Source organism: Nocardioides aquaticus (assembly GCF_018459925.1).
Taxonomy (GTDB): domain Bacteria; phylum Actinomycetota; class Actinomycetes; order Propionibacteriales; family Nocardioidaceae; genus Nocardioides; species Nocardioides aquaticus.
In genome coordinates, this window is sequence record NZ_CP075371.1 from 4,531,662 (window position 1) to 4,549,012 (window position 17,351).

Genomic DNA, 17,351 nt, shown 5'->3' on the forward strand with positions numbered 1-17,351 from the left:
TGCTTGACGGGCAGGTCTCGACCTCAGCCCGCCCCGAACGCCCGCAGCCGCTTGCGGTCGAGCTTGCCCACCGAGGTGAGCGGGATCTGCTCGACCACGTGGACCTCGCGGGGGTACTTCACCGCGGAGAGGTGCTCGCGGGCGTACGCGCGCACGGCGTCGGGGTCCAGCGCCGCGCCGGCGGCCGGCTGGACGTAGGCCACGACCTCCTCGCCGTGGACGTCGTCGGGGCGACCCACGACGGCGGCGTTGGCGATGTCGGGGTGGGCCATCAGGACCTCCTCGACGTCACGGGGGTAGACGTTGAAGCCGCCGCGGATGATCAGGTCCTTGATCCGGTCGACGACGTAGAGGTAGCCGTCGGCGTCGACCCGGCCGACGTCGCCGGTGTGCAGCCACCCGTCGCGCAGCGTGCTGGCGGTCGCGTCCGGTGCCTGCCAGTAGCCCTGCATCAGCGACGGGCCCTGGACGCAGATCTCCCCGTCCTCCCCGGTCGGCACCTCGCGACCGTCGGGCGCGGTGATCCTCAGGGAGATGCCGTGCACCGGTCGGCCCACGCTCCCCCGCCGTACCGCCCCGAGCGGGGTGCTGGAGATCAGCGCCGCGGTCTCGGTGCAGCCGTAGCCCTCGGCGACCTCGACGTGCGGCAGCCGGCGGGCCAGCTGCTCGACGACCTCCTCGGCCAGCGGGGCGCTGCCCGAGGAGAGCCGCTGCAGGGCGGACAGGTCGTGCTCCTCCAGCGGCTGGGTGAGCAGCGAGCGGAGCATCGCCGGGACCACGGGGCCGACGTGCACGCCCTCGGAGGCCACCAGGCGGAGGTAGGCGGCGGGCTCGAACCACCGCATCAGCACGGTCGTCCCGGCCTGGGTGGCGTGCAGGCCCATCGTCGAGACCATCAGCCCGAAGACGTGGGCCAGCGGCAGCGGCAGGATCGAGACGGTGTGCCCCGGGTCGGTGGAGTTCAGCACCGACGCCCACGCGGCCGCCGACAGCGCGTCGTGGCTGAGCATGACGCCCTTGGACCGCCCGGTGGTCCCGCCGGTGTAGAGCAGCGCCCCCAGCCCGGTCGGGTCGACGTCGGCGGGCGCGGCCTCGTCCTGGCCGACCAGGTCGGCGAAGGCGACCGTGCCCTCGACCGGCTCCCCCGCGACGACGACGTGCCGGAGGGTCGCCACCCCGCGGGCTGCGCCGAGGACCTTGCCGGCGAACTCCGGGGTGGTCACCACGACCACCGCCTCGCTGTCCACCAGGACGTGGCGCAGCTCGTCCTCGCTGACCAGGAACAGCACCGGGGTGGTGACCGCGCCCAGCCACCAGACCGCCTGGTAGCTCACGGTGACCTCGGGGCAGTTGGCCATCAGCACCACCACCCGGTCGCCGGGCCGCACGCCCAGCCCGGCCAGCCCGCCGGCCACGGCCCGGGCCTGGCGGCCCAGCTCGGCCGAGGTCCACCGCGCGCCCTCGAAGACGGTGGTCGTGTCCTCGCCCCACCGCTCCCAGGCGTCGGCGGCCAGCCGCGCCAGCGGCCGCCCGGTCGGACTGGTCAGCATCTGCGACGGCTCCACGACCACGCTCCCTCTCGCCCCGGCCGACCTCGTCGTCGACCCCGGCGAACCTACCCCCGGTCGACGTCCGGGAGCCGGGAACGCGCCTCGACGACGGGGCCGTTCCGACCGCCAGGCGGGACCTCCGCCCTGTCGCGGCTCCCTAGGATCCGAGCATGAGCTGGACGGCGATGGTCACCGCGGTGCTGCTCGCGACCGAGTACGTCCTGAAGCTCGCCGCCGTGGGCACCGTGCCCGAGGGCCGCCGGCCGGCGTCGTCGTCGGCCTGGCTGCTGCTCATCCTCTTCGTGCCGGTGGTCGGGTTCCCGCTCTACTGGATGATCGGCAGCCCGTGGGTGCGCGGGCGCCGGATCGAGGTCCAGCGCCAGGCCACCGGCTTCATCGGCGAGCAGACCCGGACGCTGCCGACGGTGCCGTGGGGCGCGGAGCCCTCACCGGGGCTGGCCAGCATCCTGCGGATGAACCGGCACCTGACCGGCATCCCGTGCGTGACCGGGGCCGACGAGGGCCTGTTCGGCGACACCGCCGAGACGTTCGCGGCGATGACCGGGGCGGTGGCGGACGCACGGTGCTACGTCCAGGTCGAGTTCTACATCGCCTCCTGGGACGAGGCCACCGACGCCTTCTTCACCGCGCTCTGCGCGGCCGCAGGCCGCGGGGTCGAGGTGCGGATGCTGATGGACCACCTCGGCTCCCGCTCGTACCCCGGCTGGAAGGAGCTGCAGCGGCGGCTGACCGCGGCCGGCGTCGCGTGGGAGCTGATGATGCCGATCCGCCCCCTGCGCCGGCAGTGGCGCCGCCCGGACCTGCGCAACCACCGCAAGCTGCTCGTCGTGGACGGCGAGACCGCGTTCGTGGGCTCGCACAACCTGATCGGGCCGGCGTACGGCAGCGCCCGCAACGCCCGCGAGGGGCGGCGGTGGAAGGACCTGACCCTGCAGGTCAGCGGTGACGTGGTGCTGTCGGTGGAGGCCGTCTTCGCGACCGACTGGTACACCGAGACCGGGCAGGTGCTCGACTTCGAGACCCACTTCGTCGACAAGCCCGACCTGCTGCCGGGCGACCTCGACGGGCGGGCGAACGCGATGCAGGTGGTGGCCTCGGGGCCGGGCTCCCCAGCGAGCCGAACCTGCGCCTGTTCACCTCGCTGGTGCACCTGGCCACCGAGCACGTCTCGATCACCAGCCCCTACTTCGTGCCGGACGAGGCGCTGCTGTCGGCGATCACCACCGCGGCCCATCGCGGGGTCCGGGTGGAGCTGTTCGTGGGCGAGGAGGCCGACCAGTTCCTGGTCGGGCACGCCCAGCGGTCCTACTACAGCGGCCTGCTCGAGGCCGGGGTGGTCATCCACCTCTACCCGGCGCCGGCGGTGCTGCACGCGAAGTACCTCACCGTCGACGACACGGTCGGGGTGATCGGCTCGTCCAACATGGACTTCCGCTCGTTCGCGCTCACCTACGAGGTGATGCTGCTCGGCTTCGGCGGCGCCCTGGTGCGCCGGCTGCAGGAGCACGACGACGAGCAGCGCGCGGCGTCGCGGGTGCTGACGGTCGCCGAGTGGCAGCAGCGTCCGTGGCACCGGCGCTACGTCGACAACGTGTGCCGGCTGACGGCCGCCCTGATGTGAGCACGGACGGGGTACGTCCGGGACCGGTCAGCTCCCGCAGTACGCCGCGAGGTGCTCGCCGGTGATCGTCGCGCGGGAGGCGACCAGGTCGGCGGGCGTGCCCTCGAAGACCACCAGTCCACCGTCGTGGCCGGCGCCCGGACCGAGGTCGATGATCCAGTCGGCGTGCGCCATCACGGCCTGGTGGTGCTCGATCACCACGACCGTCTTCCCGGCGTCGACGAGGCGGTCGAGCAGGCCCAGGAGGTTCTCGACGTCGGCGAGGTGCAGGCCGGTCGTCGGCTCGTCGAGCACGTAGGTCACGCCCTGCTCGGCCATCCGGGTGGCGAGCTTGATCCGCTGCCGCTCCCCGCCCGAGAGCGTGGTGAGCGGCTGGCCGAGGGTCAGGTACCCCAGGCCGACGTCGACCAGGTTGACGAGGATCTTGTGGGCGGCCGGCACCCGGGCGTCGCCGCTGCCGAAGAACTCCTCGGCGACGGCGACCGACATGGCCAGGACCTCGCTGATGTCCTTGCCACCGAAGGTGTAGTCGAGCACGGAGGAGTCGAAGCGGCGCCCCTCGCACAGCTCGCACGGGGTCGAGACGCCGCCCATGATCCCGAGGTCCGAGAAGATCACCCCGGCGCCGTTGCAGCTCGGGCAGGCGCCCTCGGAGTTGGCGCTGAACAGCGCCGGCTTCACCCCGTTGGCCTTGGCGAAGGCCTTGCGGATCGGTTCCAGCAACCCGGTGTACGTCGCCGGGTTGCTGCGCCGCGACCCCTTGATGCCGCTCTGGTCGACCACCACGACGCCCTCGCGCCCCGCGAGCGAGCCGTGGATCAGCGAGCTCTTGCCGGAGCCCGCGACGCCGGTGACCACGGTGAGCACGCCCAGCGGCACGTCGACGTCGACGTCGCGCAGGTTGTGGGTGCTCGCCCCGCGCACCTCGAGCACGCCGGTCGGGGTGCGGAGGTCCTCCTTGGGCGAGACCCGGTCGTCGAGGTGGCGCCCGGTGAGCGTGTCGCTGGCCCGGAGGCCGGCGACGGTGCCCTCGAAGACGATCTCGCCGCCCGCCGTACCGGCCCGGGGGCCGAGGTCGACGACGTGGTCGGCGATCGCGATCGCCTCGGGCTTGTGCTCGACGACCAGGACGGTGTTGCCCTTGTCGCGCAGCTGGAGGAGCAGCTCGTTCATCCGCTGCACGTCGTGGGGGTGCAGTCCGATGGTCGGCTCGTCGAAGACGTAGGTGACGTCGGTGAGGGAGGACCCGAGGTGGCGGATCATCTTGGTGCGCTGGGCCTCGCCGCCCGAGAGCGTGCCGGCGGGGCGGTCCAGGGACAGGTAGCCCAGGCCGATCTCGACGAACGAGTCGAGCGTGTGGCCCAGCGTCGCCAGCAGCGGCGCCACCGACGGCTCGTCGAGTCCCCGCACCCAGGTGGCGAGGTCGCTGATCTGCATCGCGCAGGCGTCCGCGATGCTCACCCCGCCGATCGTCGAGGACCGGGCGGCCTCGGTGAGCCGGGTGCCGGCGCAGTCGGGGCAGGTCGTGAAGGTGACGGCGCGCTCGACGAAGGCCCGGACGTGCGGCTGCATCGCGTCGACGTCCTTGGCCAGGAACGACTTCTTGATCTGCGGGATCAGCCCGAGGTAGGTGAGGTTGATGCCGTCGATCTTGAGCTTGGTCGGCTCCTTGTGGAGGAGGTCGTCGAGCTCGCGGGCGGAGTAGTCGCGGATCGGCTTGTCGGCGTCGAGGAAGCCGCAGCCGCGGAAGATCCGGCCGTACCAGCCCTCCATGCTGTACCCGGGGATCCGCAGCGCGCCGTCGTTGAGCGACAGGCTGTCGTCGTAGAGGGCGGTCAGGTCGATGTCGTTGACCGACCCGCGGCCCTCGCAGTGCGGGCACATGCCGCCGGTGATCGTGAAGGAGCGTCGCTCCTTGGTCTCCCGTCCGGCCTTCGTCGTCGTCACCGCACCGGCGCCCGAGATCGAGGCGACGTTGAAGGAGTACGCCTGCGGCCCCCCGATGCTCGGCTCGCCCAGCCGGCTGAACAGCCGGCGCAGCATCGCGTTGGCGTCCGTGGCGGTGCCGACCGTGGAGCGCGGCGAGGCACCCATCCGCTCCTGGTCGACGATGATCGCGGTGGTCAGCCCCTCCAGGACGTCGACGTCGGGGCGCGCCTGGCTGGGCATGAAGCCCTGCACGAACGCGCTGTAGGTCTCGTTGATCATCCGCTGCGACTCCGCGGCGATGGTGGCGAAGACCAGCGAGCTCTTGCCCGACCCGGAGACCCCGGTGAAGACCGTCAGCCGCCGCTTGGGCAGCTCGACGCTGACGTCCTTGAGGTTGTTCTCGCGGGCGCCGTGGACGCGGATGAGGTCGTGGGTGTCGGCGGGGTGCGGGGTCGTCGTCATGGCGATCGTCAGTGTCCTGCGGCGCGGGGGTCGGTGTCGAGGGCCGCCCACAGGAGGCTGTCGCGCCACACGCCGCGGGCCAGGAGGTGGCCGCGCATCCGGCCCTCAAGGAGCAGGCCCGCCTTCGCCAGCACCCGGGCCGAGGCGGTGTTGTCGGGGTGGCAGGTGGCCTCCACGCGGCGGATCCCGTGCTCCTCGAAGGCGCGCGCCACCAGCCAGGTCGCCACCTCGGTGCCGTACCCGACGCCCTGGTGGGAGGGACCGACCAGGTAGCCGACCCGGGCCCGCCGGTGCGTCGCGCTGACGACGTCGAGGCTCGCCGAGCCGATGCCCGTGCCGTCGGCCAGGGTCACCGCCCAGGTCCAGGGCGACGGCGCCGCGCCCTCCGCGGTGGCCTCGCCCAGGAACGCGGCGGTGTCGTCGTCGCTGTTCGGGCCCCAGTCGGTGTAGCGGGTGACGACCGGGTCCGAGGCGATCGGGTGCAGCCAGGCGTGGTCGGCGCCCACGAACGGCCGGAACCGCAACCGGGCCGTCGTGAGGCTCATGGCGAGTCCGCGACGAGCGCCCGCAGCCCGCGGTCGACGAAGTCGAGGAGCCAGGTGAAGCTCTCGTCGACGTCGGTGTCGAGCTGGAAGCCGCGGGCCAGCTCGAGGTCGGCGAAGCCGTGGAGCATGCTGCGCAGCATCCGCATCGCGTGCACCTCCTGGGCGGGGTCCAGCCGGTACCCGTGCAGCACGGCGGCGAACGAGGCCAGGAACCGGGCGGTGGGAACCTCCAGCGGGTCGTCGGAGCCGGTACGGCGGCCGGCGTTGATCGCGGCGTACCGACCGGGGTGCTCGTTCACGAAGGCCCGCATCGCCCGGGCGGCGGCGGCGAGCGCCTCACGGGCCGAGCGGCCCTGGGTGGCGTCGCGGATGGTGTCGCTGAGCTCGTGGGCGGCCAGGACCGCGATCCGGTGGGCGAGGTCGTCGAGGCCCTCGACGTGCTTGTAGAGCGAGGGGGTGCGGACGCCGAGCCGGTCGGCCACCTTCCCCATGCTGAGGTGGTCGAACCCGGTCTCGTCGGCCAGGTCGGCGGCCGCCTCGACGACGGTGGCCGGTGCCAGGCCGGCCCTAGGCACGCGGGAGCGTCCGGGCCAGGAAGGGCAGCGTCAGCGCGACGACCTCGTCGGGGGTCTGCGTGTGCGGGTAGTGCCCGGCGCCCTCGATGACGGCGATCTCGCCCACGCCGTCGGGGAGGTCGGCCAGGATGAGCTCCGCCTCGGCGACCGGGTCGGCCCAGTCGGGGTCCAGGCTGCCCTCCACCACCAGCACGGGGCAGGAGACGTCCGGCAGGCGCGCGCCCGCGTCCGCCGGGCTCGACCCGCCCATCGCCTTGAGGACCTTCATCCGGCCGTCCTCGTCGAGCGTCGTCACGATCCGGGCCAGCTCCGCGTCCCAGTCGGCCGGCTTCTCGGGCACGGCCGGGTCGAGGTACCTCGCCCACCCGCGCGAGCTCCCCGTGGTGACGGCCCACACCAGCCGGAGCGTCCCGGTGCGGTAGCGCCTGTTCCGCAGCAGGCCGCCGAGGCTGACGGACTGCGTGCGGGTGAAGGGCGCCAGCTCGATGACCCCGGTGACCACGTCGGGTGCGGTGGCGGCCGCGATCGTCGCCGCGCCGCCGCTGATCGACTGGCCCATGATCACGGCCGGGCCGCCGAGGTGACGGACGAGGGCGACGAGGTCGCCGGCGATGTCGGTGCGGCTGTAGCCGTCCCAGCCCAGGCTGGAGTCGCCACAGCCGCGCAGGTCGACGTTGGCGACCCGGTAGCCGGCCGCCACCAGGGCGGGGACCACGAAGCGGTAGGAGTGCCGGGTGTCGCCCATCCCGTGGGCGAGGACGACCAGGGGCCCCTCGCCCTCGAGGTCGTAGGCGAGTGAGTGCTGGTCGATGCTCAGGTGGTGGGTCATGGCGGACTCCAGGGTCGTTAGCTAATTCTCTTAGCCTGAGGCTAACCTCATTAGCCGTTCAGGTCAAGGAGGTGGTGCCGCACGACCCGCCGGCGCAGGGTCGGCGAGGCCACCACCTCGTACCCGACGTCGAGGAACACCTGGAGCAGTCCCACCGAGGCCTCGTCCCAGATCACCGTCTTCCCGGGCACCGGCTCCGTCGGGTAGCCCTCCAGGACGTGGGCGCCGACCTGCCGGCCGTGCTCGACGGTGGCGGCCGCCAGCTCGTACATCAGCCCCTGCCGACGGAAGCCCTTGCGGACGACGAAGCAGGTCACCGACCACACGCCCCCGAGGTCGGGATCCATCCGCATCCACGGCGCCTTGCGGCTCCACACCCGGGGGTAGTTCTCCCGCGGCTCGACCGCGACCCAGCCGGCCGGTTCACCGTCGAGGTAGCCGAGGAGACCGGACGTGGGCCCGTCGGTGCCGCACCCGGTCTGCTCCAGCAGGGCGGCGTCCCGCTGCTCCTGGGTGGTGTCACGCCAGATCCAGCCGGGGGCCTTCAGCGCCTGGCAGCGGCACTTGCCGGCGCCACCCGTGTCGAACACCGCCTCGACGTCCTCCGTCGTGCACTGGTTGGCCGGTCTCCAGGTGAACTCGGGCATGCAGCACGCTAGCCCGGATCGGGCGTCCTGGCCCGGGCCCGTGGCCTAGGCGGTCGTGCGTCGGTAGACGGCGGTCGCGGCGACGTACGCGACGACCAGGAGGCCGACGCACCACCCGAGGGCGACCCAGAGGTCGCCACCGACCGGCTGCCCGGCGAACAGGCTCCGGATCGTGTCCACGACCGAGGTGACCGGTTGGTGCTCGGCGAAGGCCCGGACCGGCCCGGGCATGGTGTCGGTCGGCACGAACGCGGAGCTGAGGAAGGGCAGGAGGATCAGCGGGTAGGAGAACGCGCTGGCGCCCTCGACCGAGCTCGCGGTCAGGCCCGGCACCACGGCGAACCAGGTCAGGGCCAGGGTGAAGAGGACCAGGACGCCCGCCACCGCGAGCCACGCGGCCACGCCCGCCCCCGAGCGGAAGCCCATGAGCAGGGCGACCAGCACGACGACCACCAGCGAGACCAGGTTCGCCACCAGCGAGGTCAGCACGTGGGCCCAGAGCACCGCCGAGCGCGCGATCGGCATGGACTGGAACCGTTCGAGGATGCCGCCCCTGAGGTCCAGGAACAGCCGGTAGGCGGTGTAGGCGATCCCCGAGGCGACGGTGATCAGCAGGATGCCGGGCAGCAGGTAGTCGACGTACGCGCCCTCACCGGTCTCGACCGCCCCGCCGAAGACGTAGACGAACAGCAGCAGGAAGGCGATCGGCATGACGGCGGTCGTGATGATCGTGTCCGGGCTCCGGACCACGTGGCGCAGGGAGCGTCCGGTGAGGGCGACGGTGTCACCGAGGGCGTGCGCGATCATCGCTGCCCCCTCTCCGTGGGGCCGTGCGGGACCCGGGGTGCGGGGCTGCCGCCGGCCGTGTCCGGGGCGCCGGTGAGCGCGAGGAAGACGTCCTCCAGGCTCGGCTGCTTCTCGACGCGCTCGACCCGGGCCGGCGGGAGCAGCCGCCGCAGCTCGGCGAGGGTGCCGTCCACGATGATCCGGCCCTCGTGCAGGATCGCGATCCGGTCGGCGAGGTGCTCGGCCTCGTCGAGGTACTGGGTGGTGAGCAGGACCGTGGTGCCCTGCGCCGCGAGGTCCTTGACGGTGCGCCACACCTCGAGTCGTGCCTGGGGGTCGAGCCCGGTGGTGGGCTCGTCGAGGAAGACGACCGGCGGGCTCCCGATCAGGCTCATCGCGATGTCGAGGCGCCGGCGCATGCCGCCGGAGTACGTCGCCACCCGTCGCCCGCCCGCGTCGGCGAGCGAGAAGCGCGCCAGCAGGTCGTCGGCGATCCGCTTCGGCGCTGCGAGGTGACGCAGACGCGCCATCAGGGTCAGGTTCTCCCGTCCGGTGAGGATCTCGTCGACGGCGGCGAACTGCCCGGTCAGGCTGATCGACCCGCGCACCTGCGCGGCCTGCGCACCGACGTCGTACCCGACCACGCTGGCGGTCCCCGCGTCGGCCTCGAGCAGCGTCGCCAGGATCTTGACGACCGTCGTCTTGCCCGCGCCGTTGGAGCCCAGCAGCGCGAGGACCGTGCCCGGGGCCACGTCGAGGTCCACACCGCGGAGCACCGGGAGCCCCCGGAAGGACTTCTCCAGGCCCCGCACGCTGATCGCCGGGACGGCGGCCTCGGCGCTGGCCTCGGCGGTGGCCGCCGGGGCGTTCATCCCTCGGTCCTCCGGCCGGCGTCGCCGGTCGCGTCGTCGATCGCCTTCGAGAGGCGGGCGCGCTCCTCGTCGATCCACTCCTTGCCCGAGTACGCCCGGGCGAACGCCTCCGCGAACTCCACCGGGTCGTCGCCGACGACCGCGCGTACCGGGGTGCCGTCGAGCGCGGCGCGTTCCCAGAGATCGGCGTGGTCGGCGACCATCCTGACCAGGGTGTCACCGTCGGTGAACCCACCGGCGTAGGTGAGGTACCGGTCGACCGCCTTCGCGGCTCCTCGGTACGGCTCGTCCAGGGCCTCGATGCGGGCGACGGCCCGCCGGTACTGCCTCTTCTGCTCCAGCGACCCGGTGAGGGTCTCGATCCATCGTGCGACCATGGTCAGGTGCCTTCTTCCTGCGGGTGTCCCGCGTCGTGGCGGAGCCGTTCGAGACGCTCGGCGAGGAAGCTCCAGGTCCTCCAGAACTCGGTGAGGTCGTCTCGTCCCTGCGCGTTGAGCGTGTAGACCTTGCGGGGTGGCCCCTTCTCGGACGGGACCTTCTCCACGTCCACCAGGCCGCGCTGCTCGATCCGGACGAGCAGCGCGTAGACGGTGCCCTCGGCGAGGTCGGCGAAGCCCTCCTCCCGCAACCGCGCGGTGATCTCGTAGCCGTACGCCGGCCTCACGGACAGGATCGCCAGCACGATGCCCTCGAGCGTCCCCTTCAGCAGCTCGGTCATCTGCTTGCCCACGACGGCACCTCCCTGGCTCACTACTCAACGTTGCTGACTACCAGTACATAGTAGTACTGAATAGCGATGGCGCAAGCCCCGGCCGAGGCGGATCCGAGGGGGCGTCGACCGATGAGTGCTGGTGCGCGGTCGGGTCGGCAGGTGGCAGGGGCGCCGTCGCCCGACCCGCCCGCCGCTCCACGAGGAGGCACCTGACCATGATCGACGGACTGATGGCGCAGTGCACCGTCACCGACCTCGAGCGCGCCGAGGACTGGTACGCGCGTCTCCTCGGCCGGGGCCCGGACGCTCGCCCGATGGCTGGCCTGCTCGAGTGGCACCTCGGCGACGCGTACGGCCTCCAGGTGTGGCGGGAGTCGGAGCGCGCCGGGCAGTCGTCGGTGGTGCTGACAGAGACAGCCCTCGACGAGGCTGCGGCGCACGCGTCCCACGTGGGGATCGACCACGACGGCCCACGACCGGGGGTGGGGCCAGGATCCTGCAGCTGGTCGATCCCGACGGCAACCGGGTGGTGATGACCGGGCCCTGACCGGCCGGCAGGGCTGGGGGCCGCCTGCGGTGCGCGCGACGCGGGGCGGCGGCGGGGCGGGTTCGCCGCGACCGTGCTGGTGGGAGGCGTTGCCACACCGGGCCGCGGGGTGCATCGTGCCGACCATGCTGAGACTCGGGGCGGTCGTGATGAGGGTGTCCGCCATCGACCGGGCGCGCGCCTTCTGGTCCGCGGCGCTCGCCCTCGAGGGCGCCCCGCACCAGCCCGCGTTCCTCCTGCCGGGGGACGCAGCACCAGGCACCCGTCTCCATCTCGACGAGGAGGACCGGATGCACCTCGACCTGTGGGCCGACGACGAGGCCGACCAGCGGGTGCAGGTGGAGCGGCTGGTCTCGCTCGGCGCTCGACGGGTCGAGTGGGACTACCCGGAGGGAGCGGACTTCGTCGTGCTGGCCGACCCGGACGGCAACCTGTTCTGCGTCATCGCCTGACGCGACCCCGGGGTCAGTGCGCCATGTCGACGAAGCGTGAGTAGTGGCCCTGGAAGGCCACCGTGATGTCACGGGTCGCGCCGTTGCGGTGCTTGGCCACGATCAGGTCGGCCTCACCGGGGCGGGTCGACTCCTTCTCGTAGGCGTCGTCGCGGTGCAGCAGGATCACCATGTCGGCGTCCTGTTCGAGCGAGCCCGACTCGCGGAGGTCGCTCATCATCGGGCGCTTGTCACCGCGCTGCTCGGGACCACGGTTGAGCTGCGACAGCGCGATGATCGGCAGCTGCAGCTCCTTGGCCAGCAGCTTGATCTGGCGGGAGAACTCCGAGACCTCGAGCTGGCGGGACTCGACCTTGCGGCCGGACGTCATCAGCTGCATGTAGTCGATCACGATCAGCTTGAGGTCGTGGCGCTGCTTGAGCCGGCGGGCCTTGGCCCGGATCTCCATCATCGTCATGTTGGGCGAGTCGTCGATGAACATCGGCGCCGACGACACCCGGCCCATGTGACGCGCGAGCTTGTCCCAGTCGGCCTGGTCCATCTTGCCGTTGCGGATGTGGTTCAGCGGCACCTTCGCCTCGGCCGACAGCAGCCGCATCGTGATCTCGGAACGCGTCATCTCGAGGCTGAAGAAGACGCTGGCCAGGTTGTTGTGGATGGACGCCGCGCGGCAGAAGTCCAGAGCCAGGGTCGACTTGCCCATCGCGGGACGAGCCGCCACGATCACCATCTGCCCGGAGTGCAGACCGTTCGTCAGGTCGTCGAGGTCGGCGAAGCCGGTGGGCACGCCGTAGAGCCCGGCCTCGCGGTTGCCGATGGCCTCGATCTCGTCGAGGACGCCGTCCATGATGTCGGCCAGCGGCGCGAAGTCCTCGCTGCTGCGCTTGTCGGTGACGGTGTAGATCTCGGCCTGGGCGCGGTCGACGACGTCGTCGACCTGGCCCTCCCCGGCGTACCCGATCTGCACGATCTTGGTGCCGGCGTCGACGAGGCGGCGCAGGATCGCCTTCTCCCGGACGATCTCGGCGTAGAACTGGGCGTTGGCCGCGATCGGGACGTTGGAGGCCAGGGTGTGCAGGTACGGCGCGCCGCCGACGCGCTGCAGGTGGCCCTGGCGCTGCAGCTCGGCCGAGACGGTGACCATGTCGACCGGCTCGCCGCGGCCGAACAGGTCGATCACCGCGTCGTGGATGGTCTCGTGCGAGGGGCGGTAGTAGTCCGTGCCGCGCAGGACCTCGGAGACGTCGGCGATCGCGTCCTTGGAGATCAGCATCGCGCCGAGCACGGACTGCTCGGCGGCCATGTCCTGCGGGGGCGTGCGAGCCCCCGCCGAGGACGACGGCGCCTCCCCCGGCGCGTAGGGCATCGGCCCGTCGCCCCACTCCTCGAAGGGGGGTTCGGCGAAGCGGTCCTGGGACTCGGTCACGCTCACGCGGCGGCCTCCTCGGCGGGTCGGCGGGACAGGTCGTGGGGGGTGCTGGGCGACCTCGGGACCGACGCTAGGGCCGGGCACCGACAGCGCTCCCAGCCCGACCGGAACCGCGACCGTACGGCCGCGCGGAGGTCTCCACCTAACCCGTTGTCCACAGGACCTGTGGATAACCTGGGGACAACTCGGGAAGACGTGCCGGAACCTGTGGGGTGAGTGTGGGCGACCCTGTGGACGACACGCCGTCCCGATCCCCAACACCCCGCCTGACCTGCTGTGATACGCCAGGCCGCATGTGGAACTGAGAAAGTTCGGTCCCACCGACGTTTACCCGCCGTCCATGTCAAGACCCTCTGCACGTCGACGACAGGGCCGGACCTAAGTCAGACTTTCCACAGACAGACCCCCGTTATCCACCGGGCCGATCCGGCCCTTGTCAAGCAGGAGCCAGGTGCGCACCCCACCCGCCCGCGCTGACCTGCGAGGACACCGCAGGCGCCACGACCGCGAGATCGTCCGGCTCGCCGTGCCGGCCTTCCTGGCCCTCGTCGCGGAGCCCCTCTTCCTGCTCGGCGACGCCGCCGTGGTCGGCCACCTGGGCACGGTCCCGCTGGCCGGACTGGGCGTCGCGGCCACCGTGCTGCAGACCGTGGTCGGGCTCTGCGTGTTCCTGGCGTACGGCACCACCGCCAGCGTGGCCCGCCGGGTCGGCGCCGGCGACCGGGCCGGGGCGCTGGCCCAGGGCGTCGACGGGATCTGGCTGGCCGTGCTCATCGGCGTCGTGGCCACCGGCGGCCTGCTGGCGCTCGCGGGCCCCCTGGTCGGGGTCTTCGGCGCCGAGGCCGCGGTCGAGGACGCGGCGCTCACGTACCTGCGCATCGCCGCGCTCGGGACCACCCCGCTGCTGGTCATGCTGGCCGCGACCGGCGTCCTGCGCGGCTTCCAGGACGTCCGCACCCCGCTGGTCGTCGCCGTCGTGGGCAACGTGGTCAACCTCGCCCTCAACGTCCTGCTGGTCTTCGGCGCCGGCCCGGTGCCCGCCCTCGGCATCGCCGGCTCCGCGATCGGCTCGGTGGTCGCCCAGGTCCTCAGCGCCGCGGCGCTGGTGGCGGTCGTCGTGCGCGGCGCCCGCCGCGAGGGCGCCTCGCTGCGCCCCGACACCCGCGGGGTCCGCGAGGCCGCCCGGGCCGCAGGGCCGCTGGTGGTGCGCACCCTCACCCTGCGCGCCGCGCTGCTGGTCACGACGTACGCCGTCGCGCTCGCCCCGGCCACCGAGCGCACCGTCGACCTGGCCACCCACCAGCTGGCGATGACCCTGTGGACGTTCCTGGCGTTCGTGCTGGACGCCATCGCGATCGCCGCGCAGGCCATCACCGGCCGCTACCTCGGGGCCGGGGACGTCGAGGGCACCCGGGCGGTGACCCGGCGGATGGTGCGGTGGGGCGTGGTCAGCGGCGTGGTCACCGGGGTGCTGCTGGCCGGCGCCGCCCCGCTGCTGGGCCCGCTGTTCAGCAGCGACGCCCAGGTGCACGAGCGCCTGGTCCCGGTGCTGCTCGTCGCCGCGCTGGCCCAGCCGCTGGCCGGTGTCGTGTTCGTCCTCGACGGCGTCCTGATCGGCGCCGGGGACGGGGCCTACCTCGCCCGGGCCGGGGCCCTGGTCCTGCTCGCGCACGCCCCCGTCGTGCTGCTCGTGGCCGGCGCCGGTGGTGGCCTGGTGGGGGTGTGGGCGGTGTTCTCGTTCGTCTTCATGGGCGCCCGCGGCCTGGCCCTGGTCCACCGCGAGCGCGGTGACACCTGGCTGGTCACCGGCGCCGGCCGCTGACCGGCCCGCGGCAGGCGTCCCGGCCGTGCCAGCATGAGCGCGTGCAGCCGCTGCTGGTCGCCGCGCTCGGGCTCCTCCTGGTCTCCCTCCGGGTGGAGACCGGCGGGTTCGACGCCACCCCCGACCCGCTCGGCTGGGCGCTGGTCGTGCTCGCCGTCGCCCGGCTCCCGCGGGGGCTGCCGCACCGCACCGCCGTGCTCGCCCTGGCCGCGCTCGCCGGGACGACCTCGTTGGCCCTGGTGCTGCCCGGGACGACCTCCCGCCTGGCTGCGGACCCCGCCCTGGCCTGGGCGGCCTCGCTGCCGGCCCTCGCCGCCACCGGCACCCTGCTGCACTCCCTGACCACGGCGTCGCGGGACGCGGGCGACCCCGCCGCGGCCGGCTGGCTCGGCTCGCTGCGCACCCTCACCGTCGCGGTGGCCGTGCTGCCGGCCGTGGTGCTGGGCGCCGGCGTCGGCGCGCTCGCGGGGCCCACGGCAGGCCTGGCCCAGCTCGCCGCGATCGGGACCGTGGCGGTGCTCCTGGTCTACGCCGGTCGGCCCTGGGCACGGCGGGGTGCAGCACCGGGCCGGACCACCCCGGTGTGAGCACGACGACGGCCGCCCCCCGGAGGGGACGGCCGTCGCGGTGGTGCGGGTGGTGCGGGTGGCTCGGTCAGGCGGGGACGACGCTGAGCGTCACCGTGGCCGAGACCTCCTCGTGGAGCCGCACACCGACGGTGTGGTGGCCCAGCGACTTGATCGGGTTGCCGAGCACGATCGTGCGCTTGTCGATCTTCTCGCCGGACGCGGTGCCGATCGCCGAGGCGATGTCACCGGTGGTGACGGCGCCGAACAGACGGCCTCCGGCACCGGCGCGGACCGGCAGGTCGACCGTCGAGCCCTCGAGCGAGGCCTTGACCTCGACCGCGTGGTCACGGTCGCGCACGGCGCGGGCGCCACGGGCGGCCTTGATGGACTCGACGGTCTTCTCGCCGCCGCGGGTCCACACGAGGGCCTCGCCACGGGGGACGAGGTAGTTGCGGCCGTAGCCGGGCTTGACGTCCACGACGTCCCCGGGGGCACCGAGGCCGTCGACCTCCTGGGTGAGGATCAGCTTCATGTCGTCAGTCCTCTCAGCGACCGGTCGCGGTGTACGGCAGCAGGGCGACCTCGCGGGCGTTCTTCACGGCCGTGGCGACGTCGCGCTGGTGCTGGACACAGTTGCCCGTGACCCGACGCGCGCGGATCTTGCCGCGGTCGGAGATGAACTTGCGGAGCAGGGCGGCGTCCTTGTAGTCGACACCGGTCGCCTTCTCCTTGCAGAACTGGCAAACCTTCTTCTTCGGCTTGCGGACCACTGGCTTGGCCATTGTGGGGCTCTCCTTCGATGAGCCCGGTCCGTCGTGGTGTCACGGACCGGAATGGTGGATGGGTGCTGGATCAGAAGGGGGGCTCTTCCGAGCCGACGCCCGGAGCCCCCCAGGGGTCGGCCTGCTGGCCACCGGCGGGGCGCTGCTGGCCACCCTGCGCAGGAGTGGCCCACGGGTCGTCCCCGCCGTACGAGCCGCCGCCGGAGCCGCCCTGGTTGCCCTGGCCGCCCTGGCCGCCGCCGGAGCCGCCCTGCGGGGCGCCCCCGCCGTAGCCGCCGCCACCCTGGCCGTTGCCGCCGGAGCGGCTGGCCCGGGTGACCTTGGCCGTGGCGTACTTCAGCGACGGCCCGACCTCCTCGACCTCGAGCTCGACGACGGTACGCTTCTCGCCCTCACGCGTCTCGTAGGAGCGCTGCTTGAGCCGCCCCTGCACGACGACGCGCATCCCCTTCTGCAGGGACTCGGCGACGTTCTCCGCGGCCTGACGCCACACCGAGCAGGAGAGGAACAGGCCTTCGCCGTCCTTCCACTCGTTGGTGTTCTTGTCGAAGGTGCGCGGCGTCGACGCGATCCGGAAGTTCGCCACGGCCGCCCCGGAGGGCGTGAAGCGAAGCTCGGGGTCGTCGACGAGGTTGCCGACGACGGTGATGACGGTCTCGCCTGCCATGGGTCTCTCCTGGGTCGAGGTGGTGCGGTGTCCGGTGCGGTGTCCGCCGATCGTGCCGTGCCTCGCCGACAGCCGTCACCGGCTGTCCACAGGCAGGGCTGCGATCAGTGGGCGTCGGGCCGGAGGACCTTGGTACGCAGGATCGACTCGTTCAGGGTGAGCTGGCGGTCGAACTCCTTGACCGTGGCCGGCTCGGCCTGCAGCGTGACGACGGCGTAGATGCCCTCGGCGTTCTTCTTGACCTCGTAGGCCAGGCGCCGACGGCCCCAGACGTCGAGGTTGTCGATCGTGCCGCCGTCCTTGCGGATGACGTTGAGGTACTTGTCGAGGGACGGCTCGATGGTCCGCTCGTCGAGACTGGGGTCAAGGATGACCATGACTTCGTATGCGCGCAAGGCTGTCTCCACCTCCTGTGGGCTAGGGCGGCCACGGAATCTCCGTGGCAGGAGGGCCTGTGCTCCTCGGGGCGCGGACCCGGTCGGCGGGTCCGGCTGGTCGCGAGGACAGGACAAGGTACCAGCGGGGCGCCGACGG

20 protein-coding genes and 1 pseudogene are annotated in these 17,351 nt (G+C 72.6%); 6 read left to right on the top strand and 15 right to left on the bottom strand.

The window, feature by feature from the left end; translation table 11 throughout:
* Window positions 1-23: 23 nt before the first annotated feature.
* Entirely contained in the window at window positions 24-1,550 is a 1,527-nt protein-coding gene (locus tag ENKNEFLB_RS22015) for a class I adenylate-forming enzyme family protein (RefSeq protein WP_214057294.1), read from the bottom strand.
* 185 nt (window positions 1,551-1,735) lie between these two features.
* Between ENKNEFLB_RS22015 and ENKNEFLB_RS22770 the strand changes: the two are divergent.
* A pseudogene (locus ENKNEFLB_RS22770) lies at window positions 1,736-2,410 on the top strand (PLDc N-terminal domain-containing protein); the annotation flags it as partial.
* Between the two features lie 350 nt (window positions 2,411-2,760).
* Window positions 2,761-3,192 (top strand): phospholipase D-like domain-containing protein, encoded by a 432-nt coding sequence (locus ENKNEFLB_RS22775; RefSeq protein WP_246535743.1) that lies wholly within the window; start codon window positions 2,761-2,763, stop codon window positions 3,190-3,192.
* A gap of 27 nt (window positions 3,193-3,219) precedes the next feature.
* Here the strand turns inward: ENKNEFLB_RS22775 and ENKNEFLB_RS22025 are convergent, their stop codons facing one another.
* From ENKNEFLB_RS22025 to ENKNEFLB_RS22065, 9 genes are read right to left on the bottom strand one after another with little or no spacing between them, the layout of a single operon-like run.
* The gene (locus ENKNEFLB_RS22025; protein WP_214057295.1) at window positions 3,220-5,583 is read right to left on the bottom strand and encodes an excinuclease ABC subunit UvrA; all 2,364 of its coding nucleotides are present in this window, start codon (window positions 5,581-5,583) and stop codon (window positions 3,220-3,222) included.
* Window positions 5,584-5,591: 8 nt separating this feature from the next.
* Window positions 5,592-6,128: a GNAT family N-acetyltransferase gene (locus ENKNEFLB_RS22030; protein ID WP_214057296.1), complete on the bottom strand. Its 537-nt coding sequence runs from the start codon at window positions 6,126-6,128 to the stop codon at window positions 5,592-5,594.
* Window positions 6,125-6,703 (bottom strand): TetR/AcrR family transcriptional regulator, encoded by a 579-nt coding sequence (locus tag ENKNEFLB_RS22035; protein ID WP_214057297.1) that lies wholly within the window; start codon window positions 6,701-6,703, stop codon window positions 6,125-6,127. The genes ENKNEFLB_RS22030 and ENKNEFLB_RS22035 overlap by 4 nt, the downstream gene beginning before the upstream one ends.
* A complete protein-coding gene (locus ENKNEFLB_RS22040) occupies window positions 6,696-7,532 on the bottom strand; it encodes an alpha/beta fold hydrolase (RefSeq protein WP_214057298.1) in 837 nt (278 codons plus the stop codon). Before ENKNEFLB_RS22040 ends, ENKNEFLB_RS22035 begins: the two co-directional genes overlap by 8 nt.
* Before the next feature lie 50 nt (window positions 7,533-7,582).
* Window positions 7,583-8,179: a GNAT family N-acetyltransferase gene (locus ENKNEFLB_RS22045; RefSeq protein WP_214057299.1), complete on the bottom strand. Its 597-nt coding sequence runs from the start codon at window positions 8,177-8,179 to the stop codon at window positions 7,583-7,585.
* 45 nt (window positions 8,180-8,224) lie between these two features.
* The gene (locus tag ENKNEFLB_RS22050) at window positions 8,225-8,986 is read right to left on the bottom strand and encodes an ABC transporter permease (RefSeq protein ID WP_214057300.1); all 762 of its coding nucleotides are present in this window, start codon (window positions 8,984-8,986) and stop codon (window positions 8,225-8,227) included.
* A complete protein-coding gene (locus ENKNEFLB_RS22055; RefSeq protein WP_214057301.1) occupies window positions 8,983-9,837 on the bottom strand; it encodes an ABC transporter ATP-binding protein in 855 nt (284 codons plus the stop codon). The genes ENKNEFLB_RS22050 and ENKNEFLB_RS22055 overlap by 4 nt, the downstream gene beginning before the upstream one ends.
* Window positions 9,834-10,214, bottom strand: coding sequence for a DUF1048 domain-containing protein (locus tag ENKNEFLB_RS22060; RefSeq protein ID WP_214057302.1), 381 nt, complete (start codon window positions 10,212-10,214; stop codon window positions 9,834-9,836). Before ENKNEFLB_RS22060 ends, ENKNEFLB_RS22055 begins: the two co-directional genes overlap by 4 nt.
* Before the next feature lie 2 nt (window positions 10,215-10,216).
* Window positions 10,217-10,555 carry a PadR family transcriptional regulator gene (locus tag ENKNEFLB_RS22065; RefSeq protein ID WP_214059679.1) on the bottom strand — a complete coding sequence of 113 codons (339 nt, stop codon included), beginning with the start codon at window positions 10,553-10,555 and terminating at the stop codon, window positions 10,217-10,219.
* A gap of 209 nt (window positions 10,556-10,764) precedes the next feature.
* Between ENKNEFLB_RS22065 and ENKNEFLB_RS22070 the strand changes: the two genes are divergently transcribed.
* On the top strand, window positions 10,765-11,082 hold the full coding sequence (locus tag ENKNEFLB_RS22070; protein ID WP_214057303.1) for a hypothetical protein: 318 nt from the start codon (window positions 10,765-10,767) through the stop codon (window positions 11,080-11,082).
* 139 nt (window positions 11,083-11,221) lie between these two features.
* Window positions 11,222-11,548: a VOC family protein gene (locus ENKNEFLB_RS22075; protein ID WP_214057304.1), complete on the top strand. Its 327-nt coding sequence runs from the start codon at window positions 11,222-11,224 to the stop codon at window positions 11,546-11,548.
* 13 nt (window positions 11,549-11,561) lie between these two features.
* Here ENKNEFLB_RS22075 and dnaB read toward each other — a convergent pair whose 3' ends face one another.
* The gene (gene dnaB / locus ENKNEFLB_RS22080; RefSeq protein WP_214059680.1) at window positions 11,562-12,914 is read right to left on the bottom strand and encodes a replicative DNA helicase; all 1,353 of its coding nucleotides are present in this window, start codon (window positions 12,912-12,914) and stop codon (window positions 11,562-11,564) included.
* Between the two features lie 514 nt (window positions 12,915-13,428).
* Here dnaB and ENKNEFLB_RS22085 point away from each other — a divergent pair.
* Together ENKNEFLB_RS22085 and ENKNEFLB_RS22090 are read left to right on the top strand one after the other, a co-directional pair.
* A complete protein-coding gene (locus ENKNEFLB_RS22085; RefSeq protein ID WP_214057305.1) occupies window positions 13,429-14,799 on the top strand; it encodes an MATE family efflux transporter in 1,371 nt (456 codons plus the stop codon).
* 41 nt (window positions 14,800-14,840) lie between these two features.
* The gene (locus tag ENKNEFLB_RS22090) at window positions 14,841-15,386 is read left to right on the top strand and encodes a hypothetical protein (RefSeq protein ID WP_214057306.1); all 546 of its coding nucleotides are present in this window, start codon (window positions 14,841-14,843) and stop codon (window positions 15,384-15,386) included.
* A gap of 67 nt (window positions 15,387-15,453) precedes the next feature.
* On the opposite strand, the gene rplI is transcribed toward ENKNEFLB_RS22090, so the two are convergent.
* The 4 genes from rplI to rpsF all read right to left on the bottom strand — a co-directional run bounded on the left by rplI (window position 15,454) and on the right by rpsF (window position 17,212).
* Complete coding sequence (rplI, locus tag ENKNEFLB_RS22095; protein ID WP_214057307.1) at window positions 15,454-15,900, bottom strand: 50S ribosomal protein L9; 447 nt, start codon at window positions 15,898-15,900, stop codon at window positions 15,454-15,456.
* Between the two features lie 13 nt (window positions 15,901-15,913).
* Window positions 15,914-16,150, bottom strand: a complete 237-nt coding sequence (rpsR, locus tag ENKNEFLB_RS22100; protein WP_160007736.1) for a 30S ribosomal protein S18 — start codon at window positions 16,148-16,150, stop codon at window positions 15,914-15,916.
* 70 nt (window positions 16,151-16,220) lie between these two features.
* The gene (locus ENKNEFLB_RS22105; RefSeq protein ID WP_214057308.1) at window positions 16,221-16,817 is read right to left on the bottom strand and encodes a single-stranded DNA-binding protein; all 597 of its coding nucleotides are present in this window, start codon (window positions 16,815-16,817) and stop codon (window positions 16,221-16,223) included.
* Between the two features lie 104 nt (window positions 16,818-16,921).
* Window positions 16,922-17,212, bottom strand: coding sequence for a 30S ribosomal protein S6 (rpsF, locus tag ENKNEFLB_RS22110; RefSeq protein WP_214057309.1), 291 nt, complete (start codon window positions 17,210-17,212; stop codon window positions 16,922-16,924).
* Between the last annotated feature and the right edge of the window lie 139 nt (window positions 17,213-17,351).